General features: G+C 59.2%; 11 protein-coding genes. 9 read left to right on the top strand and 2 right to left on the bottom strand.

From position 1 onward, the window contains the following. The first annotated feature begins 189 nt into the window (after positions 1–189). The 8 genes from aspS to VI215_05605 all read left to right on the top strand — a co-directional run bounded on the left by aspS (position 190) and on the right by VI215_05605 (position 8,473). A complete protein-coding gene (aspS, locus tag VI215_05640; GenBank protein ID HEY6191794.1) occupies positions 190–1,953 on the top strand; it encodes an aspartate--tRNA ligase in 1,764 nt (587 codons plus the stop codon). 7 nt (positions 1,954–1,960) lie between these two features. Next, positions 1,961–3,322: an acyclic terpene utilization AtuA family protein gene (locus tag VI215_05635; GenBank protein HEY6191793.1), complete on the top strand. Its 1,362-nt coding sequence runs from the start codon at positions 1,961–1,963 to the stop codon at positions 3,320–3,322. An 11-nt stretch (positions 3,323–3,333) separates the two neighbouring features. Further along, positions 3,334–3,663, top strand: coding sequence for a hypothetical protein (locus tag VI215_05630; GenBank protein HEY6191792.1), 330 nt, complete (start codon positions 3,334–3,336; stop codon positions 3,661–3,663). Between the two features lie 33 nt (positions 3,664–3,696). Next, a protein-coding gene (prfB, locus tag VI215_05625; GenBank protein HEY6191791.1) for a peptide chain release factor 2 occupies positions 3,697–4,804 on the top strand; the annotation gives its coding sequence in 2 pieces (ribosomal slippage) (positions 3,697–3,765 and positions 3,767–4,804; 1,107 coding nt in all). A gap of 26 nt (positions 4,805–4,830) precedes the next feature. Next, positions 4,831–6,048 (top strand): ABC transporter permease, encoded by a 1,218-nt coding sequence (locus VI215_05620; GenBank protein ID HEY6191790.1) that lies wholly within the window; start codon positions 4,831–4,833, stop codon positions 6,046–6,048. 3 nt (positions 6,049–6,051) lie between these two features. Next, positions 6,052–7,293 (top strand): ABC transporter permease, encoded by a 1,242-nt coding sequence (locus VI215_05615; GenBank protein ID HEY6191789.1) that lies wholly within the window; start codon positions 6,052–6,054, stop codon positions 7,291–7,293. Between the two features lie 4 nt (positions 7,294–7,297). Then, complete coding sequence (locus VI215_05610; GenBank protein ID HEY6191788.1) at positions 7,298–8,005, top strand: ABC transporter ATP-binding protein; 708 nt, start codon at positions 7,298–7,300, stop codon at positions 8,003–8,005. 183 nt (positions 8,006–8,188) lie between these two features. Next, entirely contained in the window at positions 8,189–8,473 is a 285-nt protein-coding gene (locus VI215_05605) for a DUF3098 domain-containing protein (protein HEY6191787.1), read from the top strand. A gap of 13 nt (positions 8,474–8,486) precedes the next feature. Here the strand turns inward: VI215_05605 and VI215_05600 are convergent, their stop codons facing one another. Next, positions 8,487–8,861: a response regulator gene (locus tag VI215_05600; GenBank protein ID HEY6191786.1), complete on the bottom strand. Its 375-nt coding sequence runs from the start codon at positions 8,859–8,861 to the stop codon at positions 8,487–8,489. Positions 8,862–8,958: 97 nt separating this feature from the next. Further along, positions 8,959–12,252 carry an amidohydrolase family protein gene (locus VI215_05595; protein ID HEY6191785.1) on the bottom strand — a complete coding sequence of 1,098 codons (3,294 nt, stop codon included), beginning with the start codon at positions 12,250–12,252 and terminating at the stop codon, positions 8,959–8,961. A gap of 338 nt (positions 12,253–12,590) precedes the next feature. On the opposite strand from VI215_05595, the gene VI215_05590 reads away from it, so the two are divergent. Beyond that, complete coding sequence (locus VI215_05590; protein HEY6191784.1) at positions 12,591–13,391, top strand: choice-of-anchor V domain-containing protein; 801 nt, start codon at positions 12,591–12,593, stop codon at positions 13,389–13,391. Positions 13,392–13,513 lie beyond the last annotated feature (122 nt).

Here is a 13,513-nt window from a genome sequence, read left to right as displayed (position 1 = left end):
CTTCACCTGTGCCCCGGCCGGAGCCGCAACTCTCCGGCGGGACGGCGCAGTGTGGAACGATCAAGAGCCGATCCTCTCCCTTTTACGGGGATGGGATCGGCTCTTCCTTTGTGACTCCTCCTTTTTTTTCCTATATTGATTCCGCCGCAACCTGTTATATTTCAACACATTCGAATAGACTGATTCGGGATGGAGTATAAGAAACGTACCTGCACGTGCGGTGAGCTTCGGGCCGGCGACGTCGGCAAGCGTGTCACGCTGACAGGGTGGGTGGATATCCGGAGGGACCTCGGCGGCGTGGTCTTTATCGATCTCCGCGACAGGTATGGGAAGACTCAGGTGGTGTTCAACCCACAGACCAGGGAGGCGACCCACAGGGTTGCGGGAGAGCTTCGAAGCGAGTACGTTGTCTCGGTGAGCGGAACAGTGGAGGCGCGCCCCCAGGGGACCCGTAATCCGAATCTTCCTACGGGTGAAATCGATGTCCTCGCGGACGAGCTTGTCATTCTCAACCGGGCCGACACCCCTCCATTTCCGATTGAGGACGAACTCGACGTTCACGAGGAGGCGCGGTTGCAATACCGTTACCTCGACCTGCGCCGCGCACCGATGCAGAGGAACCTGGCCGTCCGGCACAAAGTCTATCTTCTGACACGCACATATTTCGATCAGCACGGGTTCCTCGAGATTGAGACCCCCGTTCTGATGAAGAGCACGCCGGAGGGCGCACGCGACTACCTTGTCCCGAGCCGCGTCCACCGGGGGAAGTTCTACGCCCTTCCGCAATCCCCTCAGACCTATAAACAAATTCTCATGGTCGCGTGCATGGACAGGTATTTCCAAATCGTGAAGTGTTTTCGCGACGAGGACCTCCGGGCCGACCGGCAACCCGAGTTTACGCAGATCGACGTAGAAATGTCGTTTGTCGACGAGCAGGACGTCATGGCCATCGCCGAGGGGCTGATGGGCCGGCTCTTCAAGGAAATCCTCGGGACGGAGATACAGTTCCCGCTTCCCCGGTTCACCTACAAGGAAGCCATGGAACGGTTCGGCTCGGACAAGCCGGACCTTCGCTTCGGCCTGGAGCTCACATCGGTGAGCGAGGCGGTGAAGGATTCCGGTTTCAGGGTGTTTGCCGATGTCGTGGGCAAGGGCGGAGTTGTTGCGGGTCTCACCGCACCCGGCTGTGCCTCCTTCACGAGAAACCAGCTCGACGGGCTTACTGATTTCGCAAAGAGCCAGGGCGCCGGGGGCCTGGTCTGGATGCGCGTCACGGAGGCCGGCATCGAAACCCCGACCGAGAAATTCCTCGGCAAGCCTCTCCTCGAGACCATTCGAAAAACGATGGGGGCAAAGCCGGGAGATCTGATATTGCTGATTTCCGACGAGTGGCTGAAGGCCTACACGATTCTCGGAGCGCTGAGGCTTGAGATGGCCCGGAGGCTCAACCTCATCCAAGGGGGGGTGTTCCGTCTGGCCTGGGTGACTGATTTTCCGATGTTCGAATATGACGAGGCGGAGAAGCGGCATGTGGCGGTTCATCACCCGTTTACGTCTCCGCGGGTCGAAGACTTGCCTTTGGTCGACGCCGAACCGCTTCGCGCCCGGGCCCGCGCCTACGACCTCGTGCTGAACGGATATGAAATTGCCGGAGGGAGCATCCGCATCCACGACCGGGACCTGCAACGCAAAGTGTTTGGGCTCCTTGGGATCGCCGAGGAGCAGGCCCGGCAGAAATTCGGATTTCTCCTCGAGGCCTTTCGCTTCGGCGTTCCGCCGCACGGCGGGATCGCCTTCGGTCTCGACCGGATCTGCATGCTTCTCACCGGAGGGAAGTCGATCCGCGATGTCATCGCATTTCCAAAAACGACGAGCGCGACCTCGATGATGGACGATTCCCCCTCGGAGGTCGATCCGCAGCAGCTCAAAGAGTTGCATATCCGAATAATCTGACTCCGGGATGAAGGAAACAATCAGGGTCGCAAGCGGCCAGGGGTTCTGGGGTGATCTCCTCACGGCGCCGGTGGACCAGGTCGCGAAGGGCCCGATCGATTACATGATGATGGACTACCTCGCGGAGGTCACGATGTCCATCATGCAGAAGCAAAAGATGAAAGACCCCCGGCTCGGGTATGCGAAGGACCTCGTCCCGCTGATGGAAACGATCCTTCCCGCCCTGATGGAGAAAAACATCAGGGTGATCACGAACGGCGGGGGGGTCAATCCCGAGGGGTGCCGCGACGCGATCTTCGCCGTTGCGAGCAAGCTCGGCATCAAGGGGCTCCGGATCGGAGTCGTGCTCGGTGATAATATCCTCGGGAGCCTCGACGCCTTGAAAAGCGGGGGTATCGGCCTTGCGAATATGGAGACAGGCGAAAAACTCGATAGCGTGCGCAGCCGGCTTGTCAGCGCGAACGTTTACTTCGGTGCGCGGCCGATCGTCGCGGCGCTGGAGCAGGACGCCCGGATCGTTATTACGGGGCGTACCACCGATACGGCCTTGACCTACGCGCCCATGATCCACGAATTCGGGTGGTCCTGGTCAGACTGGGACAAGCTCGCTGCGGGAGTTGTGGCGGGCCATATCCTCGAGTGCGGGGGCCAATCGAGCGGCGGAAACTTTTCGGCCGGATGGCAGTCGGTCCCGGACCTCGCCCATATCGGATTCCCGATCGCGGAAGCGCATCCCGGGGGCGAGATCGTGATCACCAAACACGAGGGAACCGGCGGAATGGTCTCCGTTCAGACGGTCAGCGAGCAATTGCTCTATGAAATCGGGGACCCTTCAAACTACATTACTCCGGAGTGCATCGCCGATTTCACCACCATCAGGCTCGAGCAGCAGGGTAAGGACCGCGTGCTTCTTCAGGGCGTGAAAGGGACGCCCTGCACGGACCTCTACAAAGTTTCGATGTCCTACGCGGACGGATATACGGCGGTCGGAACGCTCACCTACGCCTGGCCCGACGCGCTTGAAAAAGCGAAGAAGGCGGACGAGATCCTCCGGACCAGGCTGAGCGATCTGGGTCTGGTGTTCGACGAAATCCGGACCGAATTCCTCGGGTTGAACTCCTGCCACGGGCCGATCGCCCCGATGCCGGATGTGATTAACGAGGTGGTGCTCCGCGTGGGTGTCCGGGGACGGGACCGCGACGCGGTCGAACGATTCGGAAAAGAAATCGCGCCCCTGATCCTCGTGGGACCCCCGGCGGTAACGGGGTTTGCGGGCGGCCGGCCCAAGCCGAGCGAAGTCATCGCCTACTGGCCCGCTCTGATGCCGAAGGAAGCGGTGAAGGCGCAAGTGATTGTCACCGAAAACTGAACGCACCGAAGGTGAAGGTCCAACTTCTCAAGATAGCGCATGCCCGGTCGGGTGACAAAGGCGACACGGGGAATGTGGGGCTGATCGCGCGAAAGCCGGAGTATTATCCTCTTATCCGGCAGTACGTCACGGCCTCGGCTGTGAAACGGCACTTCGAGGGGATCTGCTTCGGAGAGGTGGAGCGTTTCGAGCTCCCGAACCTCCAGGCGCTCAATTTTCTGCTCCATAACACTCTGGGAGGCGGAGGGACCGTTTCATTGAAGAACGACGCGCAGGGAAAGACCCTGAGCAGCGCACTCCTGCGAATGGAGATTGAAGTCCCGGACGGCACGCTCGGTTGAGCCGCCGGAAACTCTTACACAAGGAACATGAACATGTTTGAAGGAATTGAAGACCGTCTGAAGCAACTCGAGGGAAAACTGAACGTCCTCCGGGGTTTTCTTTGACCTCGACGCCAAGGAAAAAGAGATAGCCGGTCTCGAAGCGAAGACGAACGCCCCCGGTTTCTGGAACGACAATATCGCTGCGCAGAAGGTCATGCAGCAGATCAGCCGGCGCAAAGTCTGGGTCGAGGCATGGTCGGGCATCCGGCGCAAACTGAACGACGCGCAGACGCTGCGGGAGCTCGCGACGGAGTCGTCGGACGAGTCCTATACCGCCGAACTCGAATCCGAAGTTTCGGGGATCGAGCGGTCGCTGGAGGAATTGGAATTCCGGAACATGCTGAGCGGGGAGGATGACGCGAAGAACTGCATCCTCACCATTCACGCCGGAGCGGGCGGTACGGAGGCCCAGGATTGGGCGGAAATGCTCTTCCGGATGTACATCCGCTGGTGCGAACGCAAGGGGTTCAAGACGTTTCTCCTCGACGAGCAGGCCGGCGAGGGCGCCGGGATCAAGAGCGTCGCCATCGAAGTGCAGGGAGAGTACGCCTACGGCTACCTGAAGGCGGAAAACGGGGTCCACCGGCTGGTCCGCATCTCGCCGTTCGACTCGAACGCCCGCCGGCACACTTCCTTCGCGTCGGTCTTCATCTATCCGGAGATCGAGGACGATGTGGAGATAGAAATCAATCCCGCCGACCTCGAAATCGCGACCTACCGCTCCGGCGGAAAGGGGGGCCAGAACGTCAACAAGGTCGAAACCGCCGTCCGGATCAAGCACATCCCGACCGGAGTCGTGGTCGCCTGCCAGCAGGAGCGTTCGCAATTTCAGAATAAGGAGCGGGCGATGAAGATGTTGAAATCGCGCCTCTACCAGCTTCGGAAGGAAGAGGAGGAGGCGAAGCGCTCCGTCATCGAGAGCACGAAGAAGAAGATCGAGTGGGGGAGCCAGATCCGCTCCTACGTTTTCCACCCGTATAACATGGTCAAGGACCACCGGACCGGAATCGAGACGAGCAACACCCAGGCGGTGATGGACGGGGATATCGATAAGTTCATCCGCGCCTATCTGGCCGAATACGCCGCAAAGTCCAACTAACGGGCCGGTCCCATTTCCGACACGATTTGTCGCCATCCTGGTTCATAGCGAAGCGATACCTGGAGTCGCACCGGCGGGCCGGTTTTCTCTCCTTCATTACCGGGATGACGGTCCTCGGCGTCATGCTGGGGACCGCAGCCCTGATCATCACCCTTTCGGTTCTCTCCGGCTTCGAGAGCGAAATCAAGGAAAAGGTCGTCACCTTCACCTCCCAGATACAGGTTCTCGGGTATCAGAATGAGCCGCTCCAGCAATACCGCCGATCGATCGACCGGGTGGAGCAGCAGGTGCCCGGCGTCGAATCGATCTCGCCCTTCGCAGCCAGGGAAGGGATGATCCGTTCACACGATGGGGTGGACGGCATTCTCCTGAAAGGGGTCGATCTCTCGCGGGATCGAGTCACCAGGAGGCAGCGGCTTGTCAACGGGCGCTTCCTGCAGGGCGGGGAACACGCCGGCCCGGAGCTCGTCATCGGCAATAAGCTGGCGCGCAGGCTCAATTGCTCGGTGGGAGACAAACTGGTTGTCTTCGCGCTCCCCTCCGGGACCGTGCCTTCGACCCAGCCGCGGGCGAAGCAGTTTCAGCTCGTCGGGATCTACGAATCGGGCATGGCGGAATTTGACGACATCTATGCGTTCACCGCGCTGAGGGACGCTCAGAACCTGTTCCGGATGGAGGACGATGTGTCGGGCTTCGACGTGTTGGTCACGGATATCAATGCGGTCGATCAGGTGGCGGCGCAGATCGAGACCGTCCTGGGGTACCCCCATTTTACGCGCACCGTCTTTCAACTCTACCGCAACCTCTTCTCCTGGGTGGAGCTCCAGAAGAAACTTTCGCCGGTCCTCCTGAGCCTCATCAGCGTCGTGGCGACCGTGAATATCATCGGCACGATCCTGATGTTCGTCCTCGAGAAGATCAGGGCGATCGCGATCCTGAAATCCCTCGGCGCGGGGCCGGCGCTCATAAGAAGAATTTTCATACTGCAGGGCCTCTGCATCGCCTCCGTGGGTGTCGCCTTCGGAAACGCTCTCGCTTACCTTTGCTGCTGGCTCCAGCTGACTTTCAGGATCATCTCGCTCCCGTCGGAAATCTATTATATGAATGCGGTTCCGATCCTGCTCCGGCCGGAGAATTTTCTCATCGTCACCGCTGTCGCGCTCCTCGTCTCGCTCCTCACGACCCTGCTTCCGTCGCGCGCCGCCGCACGGCTCGATCCGATTGCAGCCCTTCGCTTCGGGTAGAGAATGGGCCAGGTCGAACGGTATATCGCCCGCAGGTATCTTACTTCGAAGCAGAGCATGCGGTTTATCAACGTGATCAGCCTGATTTCCGTCGTCGGAATCACCGTCGGAGTGGCCGCGCTCCTCATCGCCCTTTCGGTCTTCAACGGCTTTAACGGAGTCGTCACTTCCGTCCTCGTCGGCTTCGATCCCCACGTGCGGATCGAACGGCGCGGGACTCTCACGGACGGGGATGTGGATGCGATCGGGAAGGTCTTGCGCCGGCTCCCGGAGCTCAAGGCGTTCGCACCCTTCGTCTCCGGCAAGGGAATGCTCGTGGCGAGGTCCTACAACAAGGTCGTCTACATTCGCGGTGTCGATCAGGAGAGGATCGGCGAGGTCTCCGGCCTCCGGGATAAAATGATCCTGGGCTCGCTTGCCTTCCATGATTCAACCGGCGCCGACGGCATCGTGATCGGACTGACGCTCGCGGACAGGCTCGCGTCGATCGTCGGCGATGAGATCGCCGTGGTGAGTCCCTCGGGATTTCGATCGGACCTGGCGGGCCTGGCGGGCCTCGCCGGCCCGCAAACTATGAAGTTCCGGATCAGCGGAATCTTCGAATCCAATAATAAAGACTACGACGCGGGCTACGCCTACATTTCCACCGGGGCTGCCCAGAAGCTCTTCAATCTTGAGGGAAAATACAGCGGGGTGGACCTCCGGCTTACGGATTTCAACGACGCGGAGGACGCCCGCTCCCGGCTTGCAGGCCAGCTTCCGCCGGATCTGTCGGTGTCGACCTGGTACGATTTGCACAAGAGCCTCTACTCGGTGATGAAAATGGAACGCTGGTCGGCGTACGTCCTCCTCTGCCTCATCATTCTGGTCGCGACCTTCAACATGCTCGGGTCTTTGACCATGACGGTGATCGAGAAACGGCGCGATATCGGTGTCCTCAAGGCGATGGGGATGACGCCGAACCGAATCGTCCGGTTGTTCATGGCGGAGGGCCTGCTGATCGGTCTTGCCGGAACGGTGCTGGGGATCGTGATCGGGCTTGGGGTCCTTCTGGTGCAGATCCGGTACCAGATCTTTCCGCTCGACCCTACGGTCTATATCATTCCTGCGATCCCCGTGGAGATCCGCTGGACGGACTTTCTTGCCATCAGCCTCGCCTCCGCCGGGCTTTCATTCCTTGCGGCGTATTACCCCGCCCGCCGGGCCGCCGGGACTCATCCCGTTGAAGTCTTGCGCTGGGAATAATAGCATGGAACAGGAACCGATCGTACGCTGCGCTAATATTCAAAAAGCCTACCGCCTGGCCGGGAAATCGGACGTTCCGCTCCAGGTGCTGAGGGGGATCGACCTCGAAGTCAATCGGGGAGAGGTTGTCTCCATCGTGGGCGCTTCGGGCTCGGGGAAAAGCACGCTGCTTCACATTCTGGGCGGCCTCGACCGTCCATCAGGCGGGGAGGTCTTCTGGATGGGGAAAAATATCGGCCTCCTGGGAGAGGAAGAACTCGCGCGAGTGCGAGGCGGAAGCGTGGGGTTCGTTTTCCAGTTTCATCATCTCCTTGCGGAATTTACGGCCCTCGAGAATGTAATGATCCCGATGATGATCCAGAGGGTGCCGAGAGATGCTGCGGCGGCGAAGGGGACAACGTTACTCGCCAATGTCGGCCTCGAAGCCCGCCTCCACCATCGCCCCTCCGAGCTTTCCGGCGGGGAACAGCAGCGGGTCGCCGTGGCGCGCGCCCTCGCGAACGATCCCCCGATCGTCCTCGCTGATGAACCCTCCGGAAATCTCGATTCCGTCGCGAGCGGACACCTTCATGAATTGTTGCTGGAGCTCAACCGGACGGCGAATCAGACGTTTCTCATCGTGACGCATAACGAGAAATTCGCGGGGGAGTCGAACCGGGTGTTCCGGATGGCGGACGGACGGCTGGAAGCGATGGAGGGCGGCAAGTCTTAGCCCGTTTGTCTCGTTCCCACGCTCTGCGTGGGAACGCATTCTGCGGCGCTCTGCGCCGCAACCAGGATGGGTCGCAGAGCGTCCCGGTAGGCGTTCCGCCGCAGAGTGGCGGAACGAGAAGAATTGTTTTGAATACTCTCCGGAATTCGTTAGATTGGAACCTACAACATCATCTTAGGCGCCATGGCAAAAGTTGAAAAGGGGAAACAGCTCAAGAAGGGGAAACCGGACCTGACATTCCCGCTTGAGAAGGAAAACTTCGTGATCCTGGGAATCGGTCTCGTGGTGATCGTGATGGGGTATGTGGCGCTCTCGGGAAACGTGGTGGAAGGGTTCCGGCAGCTCACCCTCGCACCTCTCCTGCTCCTTCTCGGCTATTGCGTGATCATTCCCGTCGGAATCATGTACCGGAAGAAACCCAAAGCTGATTCTGCCGGCAAGCCTGCCTCCGACTCGCCCGGAAACTAACCCCCCGCGCCCGCTACTCCTGCGCGCTCAGGACTCTGTTCACGATGTGAAGCAACTCCTCGGGATCATACGGCTTCTGAATGAAGTCTCTTGCGCCGAGTTTGACGCATTCGAGCGCGACCTGCGTGTCGTCGATGCCGGTCAGCATGATCACGTTCGTCAGCTTGCCTAACCGTTTCATTTCCTGAAGCACCGCCAGCCCGTTCATGTTCGGCATTTTCACGTCGAGCAGGACGATGTCGTAGCCGGCCGCCGTAATTTTCTTAAGAGCGGACTCTCCGTCGCCCGCCGTATCGACGACAAAATCCTCATTTTCAAATTGCTGTTCGAGTGTTCTGCGCAGATCGGGATTGTCGTCGACGCAGAGCATCCTCGGATTTTGCTTCATGTCCCCCATAACCTAGTCTGATGGTAATGCGTTCGAGCAGAAAATCTACAAAAGCCGCACCTTAATGTCAATAGCGCGCATGCGCCGCCCGAGCGTCTCAGTCGTCTCCCATCCCGGCGCCCGTTCCGATTCCCGATGCTCCCCGCAGGGACGCGGATTCCCAATAGAATTTTCCACGCTTCTTCGGATGGTTTCCGATCTCATCCATTGTCCAGCTGTCGTAGAGCCGTCCGTTCTTCATCACATACTTCACCGATTCGGTGTTTTCGATGTTTTCGAGCGGATTCTTGTCCATGATAACTAGGTCGGCGAGTTTTCCCGGTTCGAGCGATCCGAGGTCTTTGTCGAGTCCGATATACTGCGCGCCGTAGAGCGTAGCACACCGGATCGCTTCAAGGGGAGTCATCCCCCCCTGGGCGAGCATCCAGAGCTCCCAGTGCGCCCCGAGCCCCTGCAATTGTCCGTGCGCCCCCAACTGAACCTTCGCCCCGGCGTCGAGGGCCGTCTTCACCGACTTTGCGTTCTCGACATGGTTGAAGTCGTCCTCCTCGGCCATCATCCTTCGCCGTGACCGGGAATCGATCACCTCCCGCGGCGTGAACTGCAGGAGATGCTCGTTCTGCCATACCTTTTCCTTCATGTACCAGTAGTTCTCTCCGAACAACCCCCCGTAGCTCACGATGAGCGTCGGTGTCCAGCCCGTTTTGCTTTTCGAGAGGAGCGTAATCGCGTCTTTATACAGCGGCGAGACCGGAATGGAATGTTCGATGCCCGTGTGCCCGTCGAGAATCATCGACATATTCCAGAAGAACGTCGAGCCGCCTTCCGGAACCACCATCATCTCGAGCGCGCGCGCGGCCTCGATGATTTGCTGGCGCTGATCCCTCCTCGGCTGATTGTAACTCTTCACGGTGAACGCCCCCACCGCCTTGAGCCGGCGCAGGTTCGACATCGCGTCGTCGAAATTATTGATGACCGCCTTAAAAGGCGCCTCCGCGCCGTACAGGATCGCTCCGGTCGAATAGAGCCTCGGCCCGACAATCAACCCGGCCCTGATCAATTCCGAGTTTGAAAACACCATCTCCGTATTGGAGGAAGGATCGTGGGAGGTCGTCACACCGAATGCGAGGTTGGCGTAGTATCGCCAGTCCGCATGGGGGGTGAGTTGCTCGAAGCCGACGTGGGCATGGACGTCGATCATTCCCGGCATAATGGTTTTTCCTGTCACATCGAACTTCAGCGCCGATTTCGGGACCGGCACCTTGCCGGAAGGCCCCACCGCGACGATCCGATTGCGTTCCACAAGAATGGTCGCATCCTTGATTACTTCATCGCCCTTCATCGTGATGATTGTAGCCCCGGTGAGCGCGATCGAACCGGTCGGATTGTCCGTGAGTGCGGAAAACCCGATGGGGATTCCGGCGGTGTCGGGTTTTTCCTGTATGGAATCCCGCGCGCCCGTCACAAACTTGAACGTATTGGTAAGGTCGCGGGAGTAGAGTTGCGGACCGAGCGACCAGTAGAGTTTCTTGCTGTCGGCGGACCAATCGAGGTAGGTCCCCGCGTCGCGGGTGACGCGCTTCACCGGGTATTCCGAGGTTCCCGGGCCGATCGAAACGGGCTGGCCCGTTTTCGGGAACACCGCGATGTAGGCGTTGAATCGTTCCACCAGCGCGATCCACCGTTCGTCAGGCGACGGAATGATCTCCTGGGCGTTGTCTGAAAGGAGATGGACGCGCCGTTGTTCGCCGTGGAGGCCGACGCTGATCAGAGCGTTCTTCTCCCCCTCGTTGGAGAGGAGGAAGATTCTCTCTCCGCTTTTACTGAAAAGGGGTTTACTTCCCTCCTCGGTGATGAGGGAGGGTTTGCCGCCGTCGGAGGAAACCCAGTAGATACCCTGTTCCTTGCTGTAGGTGCCGCCCGTCAGGTTATCACCGCCCGTGCGGGCGAAGACGATTTTCGAACCGTCGGGAGAGAAGGACGGTTCCGCATAGTGCCCGCGGAGAGTGGTGATCTTCGTTCTCGAGGAACCGTCGGGTTTCACTTTCCAGACCGCGGCCTGTTCGTCGTCGTTCCACGAAACGTAGGCGATCCATTTTCCGTTCGGGGAGAAGGAGGGAAACCACTCAAAATTCTTCTCGTCGTTGGTCACCCGTTTCGGAGCCCCGCCCGGGAGGGTCTTCAACCAGAGCTTTCCCAATCCGGTGTACAGAACCGAGTGCTGGTCCGGAGAAACCGTCACCCAGCGGAGCATCTTCACGTCGAATTTTTCCGGAGCAACCTGCTGGGGAAACCGGACCGCCTCGGTGATCGTCTGCTTTGAATGGACCTTGAACGCAATCTGCGCGGGCTTCGATCCGCCGCTTTCGGGGTGGACTTCGACCTTCCAGATATGCCCCTTCGCCGAAATGACAATCTGGTTGCCGTCGGGAGTCCATGAAAATCCGGGGTGGACCCCGAAGATCGCCCAGGTTTCCTGCGCGTCTCTGTTTAACCCGTCGAACAGGGGGGTCTCCCTTCCGCTCTCGATATCATAGAGGTAGAGGACGGTTTTCAACCGGACGCGACGGATGAACGCAATGGTTTTGCCGTCCGGAGAAACCTGCGGACGGACAGACCCGCCCTGTCCGTTGATGTACTGTTCGGTCTTCCCGGTCTGGAGGTCGAGCCGCTGGATCACGTAGATAACGCCGTTCGGATCCTTGTTATACTGGAACCCGCCGCCGGAGCTCACATCCTCACTATAGTAGAGGTAGCGGCCGTCCGGAGAGAGGCATGGTTCCCCCGCATCCTGTTCCCAGTTGCGCCGCTTGGTGAGCTGCAAGCCGTCCCCCCCGCCGATGTGGTACATCCACATCTCCCCCGCGCCGAGAGACCGGGTATTGCGATAATGTTTGCGCGCGACGATGAATTGCCCGTCCGAGGACCAAACGGCATTATTGGTCTGGCGCTCCTTCTCTTTGGTGATCTGCTTGGGATTCTTCCCGTCGACATCCATGATCCAGATGTTATCGCATCCGTCCCTGTCGCTGGTGAAGGATATCTTTTTTCCGTCCGGGCTGAAGCGCGGTTGCACCTCGTAGGCGGCTCCTCCTGCGAGCAGCTTCGCCTCTCCTCCCGCGATCGGCATGAGATAAATATCGCCGAGAAGGTCAAAGACGATCTGTTTCCCGTCGGGGCTCACATCGAGCGAGATCCACGTTCCCTCGTCGGTATTGAATTCGATGTCTGTCGACGGTCCGTGCTTTACCGAGACATCCCATTTTTGATCCGCTTTCTTTGAAGTATCTTTGGCGGAGGTCGTGTCCGTTTTTGGAGCCTGGCCGAAGCCGGCGTGTAGAGAAAGGGTGAGCGCGGCGGCGGTAAGAAGCAAACGTTTCGCGAGTGTCATGGTGCCTGTTTCCAGAGTGAGGGATTCGGGTAATGTTGAGCAAGATACGCAGATGGAGCGAAGGATGCAAGACTTGAGGTAGAATCAGGGTTAGATCGAACATGTCATCCTGAGGGAGCGTAGCGACCGAAGGATCTCGTCTTTCCGAGCTGCGAGATCCTTCGCTTCGCTCAGGATGACAACATAAGACAATATCATATCCTCCGCCTTCTTGCTTCTCAGCGGGAATACCTTAAATTGATCGGCATGACAAAAGAAACCCGGCTCAGAATCATCATCATCCTGGCGCTTGTCGCGGGATACGTCCTCGTTGCTGTTCTCCGGTCTGGAACCGCCTGGTGACGCTTAGAAACCGTATCGTGCTGCTGGCTGCAGGGAGTTACACGCTCTTCGCCGGGTTTTCGCTCCTGCATACAACCGGGATCGTCGGCGTCACGCTCAAGAGCGGAGGTCCGGGCTGTATCTGCCACTCTCCGTCGGTGGACGACTCGGTTTCGGTCTGGATCAGCGGTCCGGAGAGCGTGGCTGTGGGTTCGAAAAACCTCTATACGCTCTTGATCAAGGGGGGACCGGCGATTGCAGGGGGTTTCGACGTGGCTGCAGGAGCCGGATCGCTGGAAGCGGCGGAGGATTCGACCCACCTCCAAAACGGCGAGCTTACCCACTCGTCGCCGAAGCTCTTTCAGGGTGATACGGTGCGATGGAGCTTCTTTTATACGGCACCCCCCGGCGGCGTTTCGGACACTCTTTTCTCCGCCGGGAACAGCGTGAACCTGAACGACAATCCGGCGGGCGACCGGTGGAATTTCGGACCCGATTTTATCGTGCGCCTCCGGCCGGATACGACTCTCGGTGTCCGGGACCGGAGCCAGCTGCGGCACTTCCGGCTCTACCAGAACTATCCGAATCCGTTCAACCCGCTCACACATGTCTCCTTCGAGCTCGATCATCCGGCCGACGTCTCACTTGCAGTTCTCGATCTCCTCGGAAGAGTTGTGGCAACCCTGCTCGACGAACGAATCTCTGCGGGAGTTCACGAAGTGGAGTGGGATGGGGGCACAAGCCCGAGCGGCATCTACTTCTGCCGTTTACGGACAGGCACGAGGATCGAGTCGAGAAAGATGATCCTGATCAGATAAAAATGATATTGTCCTCCTGAGCACGTTCGCTTCGCTCAGTGTAAACTCTGCGAAGGATCCCTTCTCCTCGTTCCGCCGCTCCGCGGCGGAATGCATACCGGGACGCTCTGCGTCCCGACGTC

This window comes from Bacteroidota bacterium, assembly GCA_036522515.1.
Taxonomy (GTDB): domain Bacteria; phylum Bacteroidota; class Ignavibacteria; order UBA10030; family SZUA-254; genus VBOC01.
This window is presented reverse-complemented; position numbering and strand designations above follow the sequence as displayed.